At 36.2% G+C, this 16481-nt stretch carries 16 protein-coding genes, 1 riboswitch and 1 other annotated feature; of the genes, 6 read left to right on the forward strand and 10 right to left on the reverse strand.

The annotated features are described in order from the left end of the window. Nucleotides 1-144: 144 nt before the first annotated feature. Nucleotides 145-1587, reverse strand: coding sequence for an alanine/glycine:cation symporter family protein (locus tag CQZ94_RS11950; protein WP_105585682.1), 1443 nt, complete (start codon nt 1585-1587; stop codon nt 145-147). Nucleotides 1588-1808: 221 nt separating this feature from the next. After that, nucleotides 1809-3239, reverse strand: coding sequence for an alanine/glycine:cation symporter family protein (locus CQZ94_RS11955; protein WP_105585562.1), 1431 nt, complete (start codon nt 3237-3239; stop codon nt 1809-1811). Between the two features lie 302 nt (nt 3240-3541). On the opposite strand from CQZ94_RS11955, the gene CQZ94_RS11960 reads away from it, so the two are divergent. Next, nucleotides 3542-4180, forward strand: a complete 639-nt coding sequence (locus tag CQZ94_RS11960) for an NAD(P)-dependent oxidoreductase (protein ID WP_105585563.1) — start codon at nt 3542-3544, stop codon at nt 4178-4180. A gap of 40 nt (nt 4181-4220) precedes the next feature. Here CQZ94_RS11960 and CQZ94_RS11965 read toward each other — a convergent pair whose 3' ends face one another. The 3 genes from CQZ94_RS11965 to CQZ94_RS11975 form a co-directional block, all read right to left on the reverse strand. Beyond that, nucleotides 4221-5159: a thioester domain-containing protein gene (locus CQZ94_RS11965; protein WP_105585564.1), complete on the reverse strand. Its 939-nt coding sequence runs from the start codon at nt 5157-5159 to the stop codon at nt 4221-4223. A 123-nt stretch (nt 5160-5282) separates the two neighbouring features. Continuing rightward, the gene (locus CQZ94_RS11970; RefSeq protein WP_105585565.1) at nt 5283-6122 is read right to left on the reverse strand and encodes an aldo/keto reductase; all 840 of its coding nucleotides are present in this window, start codon (nt 6120-6122) and stop codon (nt 5283-5285) included. A gap of 16 nt (nt 6123-6138) precedes the next feature. Continuing rightward, nucleotides 6139-7302 carry an MFS transporter gene (locus CQZ94_RS11975; RefSeq protein WP_181149489.1) on the reverse strand — a complete coding sequence of 388 codons (1164 nt, stop codon included), beginning with the start codon at nt 7300-7302 and terminating at the stop codon, nt 6139-6141. Between the two features lie 394 nt (nt 7303-7696). Here CQZ94_RS11975 and CQZ94_RS11980 point away from each other — a divergent pair, with 394 nt between their 5' ends. The 3 genes from CQZ94_RS11980 (at nt 7697) to CQZ94_RS11990 (ending at nt 10158) form a co-directional block, all read left to right on the forward strand. Continuing rightward, nucleotides 7697-8044 carry a winged helix-turn-helix transcriptional regulator gene (locus CQZ94_RS11980; protein ID WP_105585567.1) on the forward strand — a complete coding sequence of 116 codons (348 nt, stop codon included), beginning with the start codon at nt 7697-7699 and terminating at the stop codon, nt 8042-8044. Nucleotides 8045-8494: 450 nt separating this feature from the next. After that, complete coding sequence (locus tag CQZ94_RS11985; RefSeq protein WP_105585568.1) at nt 8495-8935, forward strand: DUF1641 domain-containing protein; 441 nt, start codon at nt 8495-8497, stop codon at nt 8933-8935. A gap of 44 nt (nt 8936-8979) precedes the next feature. After that, the gene (locus CQZ94_RS11990; RefSeq protein ID WP_105585569.1) at nt 8980-10158 is read left to right on the forward strand and encodes an NAD(P)/FAD-dependent oxidoreductase; all 1179 of its coding nucleotides are present in this window, start codon (nt 8980-8982) and stop codon (nt 10156-10158) included. Nucleotides 10159-10354: 196 nt separating this feature from the next. Here CQZ94_RS11990 and tyrS read toward each other — a convergent pair whose 3' ends face one another. The 4 genes from tyrS to CQZ94_RS12010 form a co-directional block, all read right to left on the reverse strand. Next, nucleotides 10355-11617: a tyrosine--tRNA ligase gene (gene tyrS, locus CQZ94_RS11995; RefSeq protein ID WP_105585570.1), complete on the reverse strand. Its 1263-nt coding sequence runs from the start codon at nt 11615-11617 to the stop codon at nt 10355-10357. A 57-nt stretch (nt 11618-11674) separates the two neighbouring features. After that, nucleotides 11675-11891, reverse strand: a binding site (T-box leader). Between the two features lie 105 nt (nt 11892-11996). Further along, the gene (gene murB, locus CQZ94_RS12000; RefSeq protein ID WP_105585571.1) at nt 11997-12914 is read right to left on the reverse strand and encodes a UDP-N-acetylmuramate dehydrogenase; all 918 of its coding nucleotides are present in this window, start codon (nt 12912-12914) and stop codon (nt 11997-11999) included. Between the two features lie 385 nt (nt 12915-13299). Further along, the gene (locus CQZ94_RS12005; RefSeq protein ID WP_000573656.1) at nt 13300-13695 is read right to left on the reverse strand and encodes an SET domain-containing protein; all 396 of its coding nucleotides are present in this window, start codon (nt 13693-13695) and stop codon (nt 13300-13302) included. Nucleotides 13696-13931: 236 nt separating this feature from the next. Continuing rightward, complete coding sequence (locus tag CQZ94_RS12010; RefSeq protein ID WP_105585572.1) at nt 13932-14990, reverse strand: endonuclease/exonuclease/phosphatase family protein; 1059 nt, start codon at nt 14988-14990, stop codon at nt 13932-13934. Between the two features lie 313 nt (nt 14991-15303). Beyond that, a riboswitch (Fluoride riboswitch) is annotated at nt 15304-15363 on the forward strand. A 54-nt stretch (nt 15364-15417) separates the two neighbouring features. Between CQZ94_RS12010 and crcB (CQZ94_RS12015) the strand changes: the two genes are divergently transcribed. Both crcB (CQZ94_RS12015) and crcB (CQZ94_RS12020) read left to right on the forward strand, forming a co-directional pair. Next, nucleotides 15418-15822 carry a fluoride efflux transporter CrcB gene (gene crcB / locus CQZ94_RS12015; RefSeq protein WP_142395818.1) on the forward strand — a complete coding sequence of 135 codons (405 nt, stop codon included), beginning with the start codon at nt 15418-15420 and terminating at the stop codon, nt 15820-15822. Further along, complete coding sequence (gene crcB, locus CQZ94_RS12020) at nt 15819-16175, forward strand: fluoride efflux transporter CrcB (RefSeq protein ID WP_105585574.1); 357 nt, start codon at nt 15819-15821, stop codon at nt 16173-16175. The genes crcB (CQZ94_RS12015) and crcB (CQZ94_RS12020) overlap by 4 nt, the downstream gene beginning before the upstream one ends. 14 nt (nt 16176-16189) lie before the next feature. Here crcB (CQZ94_RS12020) and CQZ94_RS12025 read toward each other — a convergent pair whose 3' ends face one another. Further along, complete coding sequence (locus CQZ94_RS12025) at nt 16190-16447, reverse strand: DUF3947 family protein (RefSeq protein WP_105585575.1); 258 nt, start codon at nt 16445-16447, stop codon at nt 16190-16192. Nucleotides 16448-16481 lie beyond the last annotated feature (34 nt).

The raw sequence follows: 16481 nt of genomic DNA on the forward strand, positions 1-16481 counted from the left end.
AAATTATAACTCACATCCGCACTTTTCTTAAAAAAATACATTTTATTATAAAATACTCATTAATGTTCGTATTTTCCCTCTTCCCTTAGTTTATCACCATAAAAAAACGAGCATCAAATTTCTCTGATGCTCGTTCCTTTTTTATTATACAGCTTTTTCTTTATCTGCTACTGCTGGCTTATCCCAGCACTCTGTATTGTTTAAACCGGGAATAGACTCCGCATAAAAGACAGGATCTTTTCCTTGTTTCTTTTGTTTTACGTAATCTGATAATGCCGCGAAAGCATACTTAGAAAGGAATACAATCGCAATTAAATTAATAACAGCCATAATACCCATGAATAAATCAGCTAAGTCCCAAACAATTTGAATTGTTGCTACAGACCCTAACATAACCATACCAAGTACCGCGATTCGATAAACATTTAGTAAAACTTTACTTCCATTTAAAAACTCAATATTCGTTTCACCATAATAATAGTTTCCTACCAATGAACTAAATGCAAATAAGAAGATTGCCACTGCTACAAATATAGAAGCCCATGGTCCGATATGTTGACTTAATGCTTGTTGCGTTAATTGAATTCCGTTTAAATCAGCCGCTCCAGGCACATCTGATAATAAAATAATAAATGCTGTACAACTACAAATTAATAATGTATCTGTAAATACCCCTAAAGTTTGAATGAAACCTTGTTTCACTGGATGCGTTACGTTAGCTGTTGCTGCAGCATTTGGCGCACTACCCATACCAGCCTCATTTGAGAATAATCCACGTTTTACTCCTAATAAAATCGCAGCTCCTAATCCCCCGCCCACTACTTCTTTAATTCCAAAAGCATGTAGGAAAATCTCTTTAAATACATATGGAATTGCCGTAATGTTTGTTACAACAACGAATAATGCAACTGCTACATATATAATTGCCATTACTGGAACAATCATTTCAACCGCACGTGCAATTCGCTTAACCCCGCCAAAAATAATGATTGCAAGTAAACCAGCCATAAACAGACCTACAAGTCTACTATCCATTTTAAATGCGCCATCAAAAGCTGCCGCTACTGTGTTTGACTGCACGGCGTTGAAGATTAATCCGAAACTAACTGTTATTAGAACAGAGAAGACAACCCCTAGCCAGCGTTTCTTTAAACCTTTTTCCATATAATACGCTGGGCCACCGCGGAATGCATTCCCATCTTTCACCTTATAAATTTGCGCTAACGTGCTCTCTACAAATGCAGAAGCTCCTCCGATTATCGCGATTAACCACATCCAAAATACAGCTCCTGGTCCTCCTGCTGAAATTGCAATTGCTACACCAGCTAAGTTACCAGTTCCTACACGAGATGCTGTACTCATACAAAATGCTTGGAATGATGAAACACCGCTCTTCTCTTTTTGCGCTTTTCTTGTTTTCGAACTCGCTCCATCCCCAAGTAAACGAATCATTTCACCAAAGTAACGAATTTGGACAAACTTTACACGGAAAGAAAAATAAAGTCCTAATCCAATTAACATTGCAATAATAATATATGACCAAAGAACATTATTTATATCCCCAATAACCCTAGTTAAAAAATCCATCATTGCGTTCCCCCTCTTCATAACACTAAGAAGATTATATTCTAAAAACTTTTAACAATCAAGAATTTTCGACACGAAATGTAAGGTTTTGTGACATGGAAATGTTAACAATTATAACATCCGTATTTTTTATAAAAATGATATTAATCATCTTTTAACCTTAATATCATTTATCACAACAAAAAAAGAGCATCGAATTCATCTCGATGCTCACCTTTTTATTATACTGCTTTTTCTTTATCCGTTACCACTGACTTATCCCAACACTCTGTGTTTGTTAAGCCAGGAATAGAATCCGCGCTGAATACCGGATCTTTTCCTTGTTTCTTTTGCCTTACATAGTCCGCCAACGCAGCATACGCAAATCGGCCAAGAAGTGTAATCGCAATTAAGTTTGTGATTACCATTAGACCCATAAATAAGTCTGCCATATTCCATACAACTTGAAGTGTCGCAACAGAGCCGAATAGTACCATTCCAACTACCGCAAGACGATAAATCGTTAACCAAGTTTTACTTTGTTTAATAAATTCAATATTCGTTTCACCATAATAGTAGTTTCCTAGAAGTGAACTGAAAGCAAATAAGAAAATAATAATCGCTAAGAAGCCGCTTGCCCACGAACCAATCTGTGAACTTAGCGCAACTTGCGTTAATTCAATACCTTCTAAATTTGTTGCCTTATATGCACCAGAACATAGTACGATAAACGCTGTTGATGTACATACTAAAAATGTATCTACTAATACTCCAATTGTTTGAATAAAACCTTGTTTCGCTGGATGCGTTACATCCGCTGTTGCAGCCGCATTCGGTGCACTACCCATACCTGCTTCATTCGCAAATAATCCGCGCTGAATACCAAACTTCATTGCAGCACCAATACCGCCACCTACAGCTGAATCTAAACCGAATGCACCTTTAAAGATTTCTGTAAACATATCCGGTATTAAATAATAATTTTTAATAACAACGAAAATAGCTACTGCAATATAAATAATTGCCATCGGCGGAACAATCATTTCTGACATACGCGCAATACTTTTCACACCACCAAAAATAATAACCGCAACCAATACCGCAAGTACAATCCCTACAACATAACGCTCAATACCAAATGCATTTTTAAATGCTAATGTCACTGTATTTGCTTGTACTGAGTTGAAAATTAAACCGTAACTAATTGTAATAAGGATAGAGAACCAAATTCCCATCCAACGTTTATTTAAACCTTTTTCCATATAATAAGCAGGACCTCCACGGAAGCCACTACCATCTTTTATTTTATAAATTTGCGCAAGCGTACTTTCTACGAAACTTGAAGACGCCCCAATAATCGCAATAACCCACATCCAAAATACAGCTCCTGGTCCTCCCATAGAAATAGCTAGCGCTACACCAGCTAAGTTCCCGATTCCAATACGAGCTGCTGAACTCATACAAAATGCTTGGAATGACGATACACTTCCCTTTTTACGTGTCTTTCCAGTTAAGCCATCACCCATTAATCGAACCATTTCCCCTAAATGAGTAATTTGTACAAATTTTAATTTAATAGAAAAATAAAGCCCTAAACCAATTAACATTGCAATAAGAATATATGACCAAAGAATTGTATTCGTTGATGAAACGAATTGTTCTAAAATATTCATACAATTAACCCCTCCTTTTCTTCATAAATCGAATTATATTTAAAAAATATTCAAAAATCAACATTTTTCGACAATTTCCAACTTCCAAATGTTAGAGGTTTTATAACGTAATTATGTTTTTATGACTTACCTTTCACTAACTGCACATACTAAAACAAAAAAATAATTTCATAGACAACACCATTGACAAAAATGCACACCTGTAACTATAATGATTACACCTAGTTGTAACAAACCTAATTACACTAAATTTATTTATTTTTAGATATACACTTTAATAAAGAAACTTGGAGGGAATCATTATGAAAATTGGAATTATCGGAGCAAGTGGAAAAGCTGGAAGTCGCATTTTAAAAGAAGCATTAGATCGTGGACATGAAGTAACTGCAATCGTAAGAAGCGCTGCAAAAATTACAGAAGAAAATGTAAAGGTTTTAGAGAAGGATGTATTCGCTCTTACATCTAACGACCTAGGAGCATTCGATGTAGTTGTAAATGCATTCGGCGCTCCAGCAGGACAAGAACATCTTCACGTAGATGCAGGAAATGTACTGATTGAAGCTATGAAAGGTGCACCTAACACGAAATTACTTGTTGTTGGCGGCGCTGGTAGCTTATTTGTAGACGAAGAGAAAACAACACGTGTATTTGATACACCAGGTTTCCCAAATGAATATCTTGCAACTGCTCAAAACCAAGGTAAAAACTTAGAAATCTTACAACAAACAAATGATATTACTTGGACATTCATCAGCCCTTCTGCACTATTCGCATTAGGAAAACGTACTGGCTCTTACCAAGCTGGCAAAGACAACCTTCTTATTAACTCAAAAGGTGATAGCTACGTAAGTTACGAAGACTTCGCAGTTGCAGCACTTGATGAAATCGAAACTCCAAAACACTTAAACGAACGCTTCACAGTAGTTTCTGAAGCTGAGTAATAAAAAAGCTCGTAAACATAGTGTTTACGAGCTTTTTTCATCATCTGTTATATTGATTCGGTTTATGTGGTTCATTTGGTGTATAGGGTTTATTTGGTTTATTATCATGACCATTTGCTTTTTTCCAACTTACCGCTAACTCTGGACTTGTTTTTTCTTCACTACGCTCAAGTAACACAACTGCATTTTGAATCGTTGGCGTTCCTTTATGCGCAATTCCTTGTAATTTCGTTAAATTTCCTGATACTTTAAAGCTAAATCCACCCGCTGGTGTTTGTTTCGGAATTAAAATGCGGAATTTCTCTCCCACATTAAATTCAGTTTTCGCTTCACCTTTTTCATTTACGAACTTCGCGCCTTCTGGTGCGCCTGTTGCTTGTACTTTATAAGTTCCGCTTTTAGCGTTTGTTTGCACTGTATATAAACCAGTTTCAAAAAACTCATCTTTCAATACTGCTTCTTGTTCTTCTGAAGGTGTTACACTCATCGTAATTTCTTGTAATTCTTCACTAGCGTTTGCTTTTGCCACAATATCTTTCGTTACTTTTTCTACATTTTTATTACGGAAATCTAAATCGTTAATATCAATTTGTTTTAACGCATTCCACACCGCAAGCTGTGTTGCGTAATGTGCATCTCTCCAATCGGAAACACCTAATTCTTGTGGGCTCTTCTGTGGATACCCGTTTAATAGTACACGGTATACGTTAATATCTACTTTACCCATTTCAGGTAAATCTTGGCCACTCGGAGATTTCAGATCTACATTTAAGCAAAAAGCAATTTTGCCATCTGCTGTTTTAATAAGCTCTGTTCGAATTGGTTTTTTCTTTGACTTACTATAACTCCAATCCATTTGATACTTCGTGTGATCCATAACTTCTGCGGATGCCTTTTGAAGTGGGAATAATAAGTTCGCAAATACAAATAAAACACTCAAAAAAGCGGCCATTAGTTTGAACGATCGTTTTATATTCATGTCTACAACCCCTTATATAATAACAAATTTAATACTGTTTATTATTTAGTTAGAAACGTTTTTTATGCATAGACAAAATAAAAAAGAGTGCAAACTTTTTGCACTCTTTTACCTACTTTGAACTTAAAAATCAAAGTTATCAGGATCTGGACCGACGCGGTGGTTTTCATTTAAAGCATCAATCTTTTCCATGTCTTCTTTCGTTAATTCGAAGTTAAATATATCAGCATTTGCAATAATGCGCTGCTCTTTCGTTGATTTCGGAATTGTTACAACTTCATTTTGAAGATCCCAACGTAAAATGATTTGTGCTGTTGTTTTACCGTACTTATCAGCAACTTCTTGTAAAGTTTCGTTATCTAATAATTGCCCTTGCATAAGTGGTGACCATGCTTCCATTTGGATTCCTTGTTCTTTACAGAAAGCTTGTAGTTCTTTCTGCGTTAAACGCGGGTGATACTCTACTTGGTTAATCATCGGCTTAATTTCCGCACCTTCCATTACATCCTTCAGATGATGGATTTGGAAGTTACTTACGCCAATTGCACGCGCGCGCCCTTCTTTATAAATTGTTTCTAACGCTCTCCACGAATCTTTATATTTTCCTTCAACAGGCCAATGAACAAGATATAAATCTAAATAATCTAGTTCTAATTTTTTTAAGCTCTCTTCATATGCAGCAAGTGTCGTTTCATATCCTTGATCTGCGTTCCACACTTTTGAAGTAATGAATAAATCTTCTCGAGAAATCCCTGCTTCTTTTATACCAGCGCGAATGCCTTCTCCAACTGCTTTTTCATTTCCATAAATCGCAGCCGTATCAATACTGCGGTATCCTTCTTTAATGGCTGCTTTTACAGCCTCTACAAGTTCTGGCCCATCTTCTACTTTAAATACACCTAAACCGAACCAAGGCATTTCTACACCGTTATGCAATACTGTTTTACTTTGTAAATTTTTCATTATATTTTTCTCTCCTTTATTTTGCTTGATCTCTTTTTTCTAAGCTCATACTCCAAGCTGTTAAGATAACAGCGCCTACTACCATAATGCCGCCTACCCAAGCTGTATGAATTAACCCTAACGAGTTCGTTACAATACCGCCCAAATAAGCACCAAGAGCAATTCCTGCGTTAAATGCTGCAATATTCATTGCTGATGCCACATCGACAGCGTTCGGTACGAATCGTTCCGCCAAAATAACGACATATACTTGTAGTCCTGGAACATTCATAAACGCGAATAGCCCCATAAAAATAATTGTGATAAGCCCCGCTACTTGAAATGGTGCTGTAAATGTTAGTACGAATAATACAATCGCTTGAATAAAGAACATATAAAATAATGAACGAATTGGATTATGATTCGATAACTTCCCGCCAATCATATTTCCAATCGCAATTGCAATCCCGTACACTAACAAAATGATTGTAACGGTACTCGATTTAAACCCTGTTACTTCTTGTAATAGCGGTGATAAGTACGTAAATGTTACGAATGTTCCACCATACCCTAATGCAGTAATGACGAAGACAAGTAATAGTCTTCCGTTCGTGATGAGTTTGAATTGATCACGAAATGATACAGACGTACCCTTTTTTAAGTTAGACGGAATTAGCATGCTGTTTGCGACTAAGGCAACGATTCCAATGACCACAACCACCATAAATGACGCTCTCCAGCCAAATTGTTGACCAATAAATGTTCCAATTGGGACACCTGTAATAGTCGCAACGGTTAAACCAGTAAACATAAAAGCAATTGCGCTAGCACGTTTATTCTCTGGTACAAGTGCAGCCGCAATTGTTGAGCCAATCGACATAAACACGCCATGTGCAAATGCAGAAACAACCCTCGCGATAAGTAACACAGTAAAACTCGTTGCTACCGCTGCAATTCCATTACCAATAATGAAAACAATCATAATCCACATTAATAACGTCTTTCGCGACATACTAGCTGTTAACGACGTTAAAACTGGAGCGCCAAATGCTACCCCTAACGCATATAAAGAAACGGTTAAACCCGCTGTTGTAACAGAAACATGTAAATCCTCCGAAATAGATGGTAATAAACCGACGCTAATAAACTCGGTTGTACCAATTCCAAACGCACTAATTGCTAGCGCTAATAAAGCAAACATACTTCTTCGATTCGTCTGAACAGCCGAAGAAGATACTGTATATGAATTCAATTGAACTCCTCCTTAATACGAGAAATCCAATCATAATAGTGCGATAAAAAGGCCTTTTTATCTTCTACAAAAATAACTTTACTGCTCATAAATGCTATTATGAATGGCTTCACTCTTTTTTTGAAGAACGCACTTTAAAGTACGATAGGTACCAAAAAGTAACATAGGTACTTTTTAGTACCGTACTACTCATTTCCCTCTTACGTATGCTATTATGAAACATATTCAACACGATAAAAAGTACGTACTTTAAAGTGCTATAGGCACTAAAAAGTAACATTTAACTTATTTAGCTTCTTTTGTTGAAGAACTGAAATTCACATTCATCAAAGGAGATTTTCATATGAAGAAATATAATATTCCTGTTGAGGCGACTTTAGAGGTTATCGGTGGCAAATGGAAAGTCGTTATTCTTTGTCACTTAACGAAAGGCACAAAGAGAACGAGTGAACTAAAACGTTTAATGCCTGGTATTACACAAAAGATGTTAACACAGCAATTACGTGAATTAGAAGAGGATGGGGTTATTCAAAGAAAGGTATACAATCAAGTACCACCAAAAGTAGAATATTCCCTTACTGACTATGGATGGTCTTTAGAATCCATTCTTGATTCTCTTTGTACTTGGGGCGAATGTCATCTTGAAAAAAGCGGTAACACATCGATGCTAATCGCAGAGAGTGAACAATAAGAAAAAAGGAAAAAACGAACGTGAATTTGTTTATTTTTTCCTTTTCTTATTATTATATAGGTATACTTCTCATCGAAGTAAAATAATTTATGCGCTTTCATACCTTGTCATTACTAGGTTACGGGCTCAATATCAAATAATTAGGAATCATTTTTATGTTAACATACGTGTATATAGTATATAATATAGGATATATATTATATACACTTTCCGATAAGGGAACTTTCCATTATGCGGACAAGCCATGTATCGGACAGTTCATAAATAATAGGTAAGACGTTATGGTTTTAAATTTATGTTTTCAGCCTACTTGCTGTCATAAATTTAAAGGCATTTTATTGTGTTTTGTGAAACTTTGTATAAAGTTTCATAACATTCACTACCTTACCTAAATAAGGAATATTAATTCCAAAAAAATAAGAGTATTGCTATCGTAAAGGAGAATTGGAGATGCCAGAAACTATGACTCAAACAAAGCCAGAACAAGAAACTGTACAAATTTCTGCTAGCCAAGGACAACTTGATGTACTTGATCAGTTGTTAAAACCTGAGGTACAAGAATCATTAACAACACTAGTAGCGCAGCTTCCAAAATTAACTGAGCTTGTTAACATTTTAACTAAGTCTTATGACTTCGCTCAAACTGTTGCTACTGATGAAGTATTAAAAAACGACACTGTTAGTGCAATCCAAGAACTTGTAGAACCTGTAAAAGATACAGTAAAAAGCATGGCTGCAACTGCTATCGAAGCGAAAGATCGTGCTGACGAAAGCAACGAAGTTATCGGTCTGTTCGGTCTATTAAAATTACTAAAAGACCCACAAGCACAAAAAATGTTCCGCTTTGTGAACGCATACCTTCAAATTAGTGCAGAACGTAATAATAAATAATTTTACTTATAACAACAATTAGTAAAGACGGGGGATAACATACTATGTCAAAACAAATTGTCATCTTAGGCGCTGGTTATGGCGGTCTTCTTGCCGCTTTAAACGTACGTAAATACTACAGTAAATCAGAAGCACAAGTTACAGTGATCAACCAATACCCAACACACCAAATCATCACTGAACTACACCGCCTTGCAGCTGGTAACGTTGCTGAGCAAGCAATTGCAATGCCACTTACAAAGCTTTTCAAAGGCAAAGACATCGATCTTAAAATTGCAACAGTTGAGTCATTCTCAGTTGATAGCAAAGAAATCAAACTAGCTGGTGGCACTACGCTATCTTACGATGCACTTGTAGTTGCTTTAGGAAGTAAAACTGCTTACTTCGGTATTCCAGGACTAGAAGAAAACAGCATGGTATTAAAATCTGCTGCTGATGCAAACAAAATCTACAAACACGTTGAAGACCGTATTCGTGAATACGCTAAAACGAAAAACGAAGCTGATGCTACAATCGTAATCGGTGGTGGCGGATTAACTGGCGTTGAGCTAGTTGGTGAGCTTGCTGACATTATGCCTAAACTTGCAAAAAGCCACGGCGTAAATCCAAAAGAAGTTAAACTTCTTCTTGTTGAAGCAGGTCCAAAAATCCTTCCAGTATTACCAGACCACTTAATCGAACGTGCAACTACTAGCTTAGAAGCACGCGGTGTTACATTCTTAACAGGTCTTCCTGTAACAAACGTTGCTGGCAATGAAATCGACTTGAAAGACGGTCAAAAAATCGTTGCTAACACATTCGTTTGGACAGGTGGCGTACAAGGTAACCCATTAATTGGTGAATCAGGTCTTGAAGTAAACCGTGGTCGTGCAACAGTTGATGCGCACCTACAATCTACTTCTCACAAAGACGTATTCGTTGCTGGAGACAGCGCTGTTGTCTTCGCTGCAGACGGTCGTCCATACCCACCAACTGCACAAATTGCTTGGCAAATGGGCGAGTTAATTGGATACAACTTATACGCAGCACTAGAAGGCAAAGCATTCGAAGAGTTCGCACCTATCAACTCTGGAACACTTGCTAGTCTAGGACGTAAAGATGCTGTTGCTACAATCGGAGCAAGCAATACTCCACTTAAAGGTCTACCAGCATCATTAATGAAAGAAGCAAGTAACGTTCGTTACTTATCACACATTAAAGGTCTATTCAGCTTAGCTTACTAATCTGAATACAAGCCCGAATCATGCCCTGCATGGTTCGGGCTATTTTTATCCGTAATTTTCTCTACTTTATTTATTCGGCAGAGTAATAATATAACCCTCTTTAATTATCTAAATATACTGACTTTTTCTCATCAAAATTGTGTATATGAAAAGAGCGGAAGTAGGTATCTTCCCTACTTCCGCTCTTTCACAAAAACTATTCTCCCAATTTCACTAAGCTGTAATTCTTCTTCCCTTTGCGAATGATAATAAATCTTCCATCAAATGAATTTTCGACCGTAACATCCGTACCCACATCCGTTACTTTCTCGCCATTCATAGATATAGCCCCATTATTAATATCTTCACGCGCTTGTCGTCTAGATGGTTCAATTCCTAAATCAACTAGCCACTCTACGATGTTTTTCATCTCTTTTGAAGACTGGAATGTTGGCATCTCTTTAAATCCTTGTTCAATTTCATCGGCTGTTAACGATTTAATATCTCCGCTAAATAATGCCGATGTAATTTTCACAGCCTGCAAAAATGCTTCTTCTCCATGAACGAATTTCGTCATTTCTTCAGCTAACACTTTTTGTGCCTCACGTTTATGTGGCTCCATTTCTACTTTCACAGCTAATTCATCAATTCGCTCTTTCGTTAAGAACGTAAAGTATTTTAAGTATTTAATTACATCACGGTCATCTGTATTCACCCAGAACTGGTAAAATTCAAACGGTGTTGTTTTTTCCGGATCAAGCCAAATAGCACCACCTGCTGATTTACCAAATTTCGTACCATCCGATTTTAATAATAACGGAATTGTTAGCCCGAATACTTTCGCCTCATGACCTTCTAATTTACGAATTAAATCTAAACCACTCGTAATATTTCCCCATTGATCACTACCACCGATTTGCAATTGAACATCTTCTTCTTTGTATAAATGGTGGAAGTCCATCGCTTGCAAAATTTGGTACGTGAACTCTGTAAATGAAATTCCTGTATCTAAACGACTCGCTACAATATCCTTCGCTAACATGCTATTTATGCTAAAGTTTTTTCCGTAATCACGTAAAAACTCGATAATGTTTATTTTATGTGTCCAGTCATAGTTATTTACCATCTTCACTTCGCTATTCCCGCCAAAGTCAAATAGCTTTTTCATTTGTGCTGTTAACGCATCTACATTATGCTGCACCACTTCTAACGTTTGTAGTTGACGCTCTGATTGACGTCCACTCGGATCACCAATTGTTCCTGTTGCTCCTCCAATTAAAATAACAGGATGATGCCCAGCTAATTGAAATCTTTTCATCATCATGAACGGAATCAAATGTCCGATATGCATACTATCACCGGTCGGGTCTACCCCGCAGTATAACGAAATTTCTTTCTCTTCTACTAGCTTACGTAATCCTTCTTCATCTGTCTGTTGATTCACAGCACCGCGCCATTCTAATTCATCGATAATATTCATCTCTTGCCATCCCCTTTATTTTTTTAAAAACAAAAAAGCCCCTATGTCTACGATAGACATAGGGACGATTATTCACCGTGTTACCACCCAGTTTGCATAAATAGCATAGCTATTCATACCACTCTTAGCAATAATATCGATTGCTATTCCGCTTAGCATTACCTAAGATACTCCAGAGTGTAATTCACAAGTTTGTTTGTGCTAGGTTCCAGCAACCCCTAGCTCTCTTTGATAACAGTGACAAACTGCTACTAGGCTCTTTCAACGTATTTCATATGTTAAATTATTAGCCATTATATTGAATTAAAAACAAATTGTCAATAATACCTAAATGTTTTCCAAAAATAATTCATACTTTTATACGTTTTTTATTCAAAGGTTACTGTAGATCTTCTCCAATAATCCTTACTTCTCGCTCTAATTTCACACCGAATTTTTCTTCAACAGTTGTTTGTACAAAATGAATTAAATCAATATAATCTTGTGCAGTTCCGTTATCAACATTCACCATAAATCCAGCGTGTTTTAAAGAAACTTCCACTCCGCCAATTCGCTTACCTTGCAGTCCTGATTCTTGAATAAGCTTACCCGCAAAATTATTTGGTGGACGCTTAAATACACTACCACATGAAGGATACTCTAACGGTTGTTTTGATTCACGCTTAAACGTTAAATCATCCATTTTCCCCTTGATTTCTTCACGCACACCTTCTTCAAGTTCAAACTTCGCTTCAAGAATAATGTAATGATTGTTCGCAAATACACTCTTACGATATCCAAATTCAAATTCATTTTTCGTTAAAGTGCATAGCTCTCCATCACCTGTCATTACAACTGCTTCTGTTAATACATAAGCTACTTCACCGCCATATGCACCAGCATTCATATATAACGCTCCACCAACTGAACCTGGAATACCACAAGCAAACTCAAGTCCTGTTAAACAGTGATCCAATGCAATTCGTGACACATCAATAATCGCTGCACCACATTGTGCGACAATCGTTGTCCCTGTTACAGTAACACCTGTAATATGAATTAAACTTACTGTAATCCCGCGAAGACCACCGTCTTTAATAATTACATTAGATCCGTTTCCTAAAAACGTAACTGGAATATTGTATTGATTCGCATACTTTATAACTTCTTGAATTTCATCATAATTCGTAGGAGCAACGAACACATCTGCTTTCCCGCCCACTTTAATATGCGTATGATTCTTTAACATTTCATCTTGCTTCACATGACCTTCAGGCAATACTGTACTTAAATATTTATAAACCTCTTGCATATTCATTTTACGATTCCTCTATTTCTATAATCTTTTTATCCCGCTATCCACGGGCCCATAATATCCCCACATAACAATGCGCTACAAATAAAAAGCACAAGTGGTGGATAAAGTGTACATAAAGCACACCTATAAACCTCTTAAATTATAAGAGGTTCCACTCATATTAAAATATATATTGCATAATAAAGCAACCCAAATGGGCTACTAAACTTGACATGTAACTATATAGACAACAAATTGTAAAATATATATGTTTTTCAAAGCAATACCCTTCAATATCTTACTATACCATACGAAAGAAAAATGGTATTTTTTTGTAATCTTTTTTATTTTCATCAATAAAAAAAGAGCACATCCCACAGAATGCGCCCTTTCTATACTCTTTAATTTATTTTTCGTTCTCTTCTTTTTCCTTATCAAACCATAATAGCTCATCGTCATCAACTTCACCATTATAATTGATTAGAATCTCTTCTCCCGCTTTTATATCTTTGTAAGCAAAGAAGTTAAACGTATGATTCTCAAAGACAATATCATACGTTGCATTCGGCTTATATGAATGATTAAATAACATGCCGTATCCTAAAAGGAATGCCGTATGATTTACCCCATACTCAAATGCGTAGTCAGCAAGTAACGTTTTCTCAATGTGTTCATGCTGTTCATTCGGATAAGAGATAACTGGTGCTGAGTGTATCAACTCACCCTTTTTAATATCACGAGTTGCAAATACACCTCTATTAAATTCTCCATCACTAAGTTCAGAAGTCTTAACTTCAATCATATGCGTCACCTATATATTTCTTTCTTCGAAGTATTTTTCTCCTTAAGCTTGGCAGAAAACGCGGAGAAAAGCAATTAAATTCCTACCAAGTATAAAAAGAGCACATCATTTGTGCTCTTTTTAAGTGAAATTGTTTTTCTAAAATATTCTTTAACGACTCCGCTTGCTAATTAACCGCATGTGACATCCTTTAAGATATTCTATAAGGCCCCACTTTCTACACTTATACGTATCAATTACTTCAATTTAAATACCGCGCTCACTGGGTTGTGATCACTATTTTCAAATTTTAAATCTTTGCCTTGTACATTTACAATTTCAACATTCGGCGAAACGATAAAGCCATCAATAATAGTGACAAAGTTTTCACCTTCCACATACTTCTTCACATCATCCCTTACCGTCATCACAGATGGATCTACAGCCCATTGAAATCCTCCATCCGCAAAGTCCGTTGGTAACTCTACTAGCCATTCAGGACGCTCTTTTACAAACTTAGGATCACTTAATTGGACATTAGAAAGTAACTGGTTCCAATCTCCACCTAATATTACGTAATCACCATTTTGATAACACTTGTTCATATATTCTTTTAAATATTCCGCTTGTTGCTTTCTAATTTTTCCGCCCTCATCATAAGCAGATAAATGTACGTTTACGAGCCTAACATACTTCCCATTATTAACAGGGATTTTATGTTCAACAATCGCTCGATCTAAATCAAATAAACGCTTCGGCCAAGGCTCCATTCCTGGTAGTTGGAACCTCTTCGCTGTTTGAACTGTGTATTTAGAAAATGTACTTAATCCTCCCTCAGCATATCCCATCGGTTTTGTGACTGGGACAGGAACCCACTTTGTATCATAGTTCTTTCCAAACGAAGATGCATACTCTGATAATCCTCGCTTTAGAAACTCATGCTCATTTACATCAAATGATCGGTGGGATTTTATATCAACTTCTTGCAATAACGCAAAATCGCTATTCTCATTTTGTAAAAATGAAAGCATATTTTTCAAATTAATCTCAGTTTGCTCCTTGCTACTCGAACCAGAGCCTTTTCCACCGTCCATAAAGAAGTCTTGGTCCTTATCTAATCCAGCGTATCCAATATTAAATGTTGTAACTTTAAATTCATTTTCTAGCTGCAGCACACGCTCTTTATTATTTTCAACCTTTACGTCTAAAACATTCGCTGATTGCTCTTTTGTAAGTGTCATATAAGCTAAAAAACCACCTAGAATACCAGCTACTATTAAAATAAATATTAATACTATTTTTAAAATTTTCTTCAAAACACATGACCCCTTTTTGTAAAATAACATATTTCTGTATTTTCAGTTAAATGAAGATAGATTAAAGACACAAGAAATATTTTACCATAAAGAAAACTTCATATCATTATATTTAGCTAACAAATAATCATTGTATCTCTCACTGCAATTATCTTGAAATTCAATCATAACATTTAAGAAGACAAGACTGTAAGGCAATTACAATCCACAACAGAGAAATTGCAACTTCAAAGAATATACAGATCCTACTTTTCGCACTTTTCATTAACATATTTATTGGCAATCCAAAATAATATTTAGTAAACTATACATAGAACTTATAGGCGATGGAGTTCGCCATAACTGCTATTTAGCTAATGACTCCTACCAGTATGACTACTGGTAGGAGTCTATTTTTTTTGAGTAAACTATTAGAGAGGTGAAGAAATTGAAATATATTATTGTTGGCATAGCCGGTATATTAGGAGCTCTTTCCCGTTATTATTTAGGTTTTACTATCGATACTCTTTGGCATCATGCATTACCACTCGCTACATTAACGATTAACTTAATTGGTTGTTTCTTACTTGCTTTGTTGACCACCTATATCGCTCGGTTAAACATCTTATCCTCCGAAGTTATTACCGGGATTGGAACCGGATTTATCGGTTCATTTACGACATTTTCAACATTCAGCGTAGAAACTATACAGTTAATCAATCATTCACATTTTGGTATCGCATTTTTATATGTATCATGCAGTATGCTAGGCGGTCTAATTATGTCTGGGCTTGGCTATAAACTTGGAGGTTTTTTACTAAACAAACACCTTGAGGAAGGTGAAATATCATGATTAACGCTTTATTAGTAGCAACAGGAGGATTCTTCGGTGCCATTACACGATTTGCAATTAGTAATTGGTTTAAAGAAAGAAACAAAACTTCATTTCCGATTGCTACATTCCTCATTAATATAACCGGTGCATTTTTACTCGGATATATAATTGGCAAAGGGATAACTACAAATTGGCAATTAGTATTAGGCACAGGATTTATGGGCGCCTTCACTACATTTTCAACGTTTAAATTAGAGTCTGTTCAGCTTTTCAACCGCAAAAACTTTGGCGTACTATTTCTATATTTAAGCGCGAATTATATGATTGGTATCCTCTTCGCATTCCTTGGGATGAAGTTAGGTGGAATATAAAAAAAGCGACTCTTTTACCGATCGCTTTCTTTCATAAAAAAGTATGCTCCGCCATATGGAATTGAAAATAAACCAGCTGGATACACATCATAATGTATACTTTGCACAGGAAGCTGCGAATGCGACATATACTGACTCTGCATCATTTGCGCTACTTGTGCTTGTTGTTGCATTTGAATGGCCTGATGCACTGCCTGAATTGTCATCTGTGCCCCGGCCAGCGTAATAGCTGCCCCTACTTGTCTTCCAGTGTGAAAATAATGATTCATCATTCTTCAGCTCGCTTTTTATACAGAATGAATTCCT

This window comes from Bacillus sp. MYb209 (genome assembly GCF_002975175.1).
In the GTDB taxonomy this organism is placed as follows: domain Bacteria; phylum Bacillota; class Bacilli; order Bacillales; family Bacillaceae_G; genus Bacillus_A.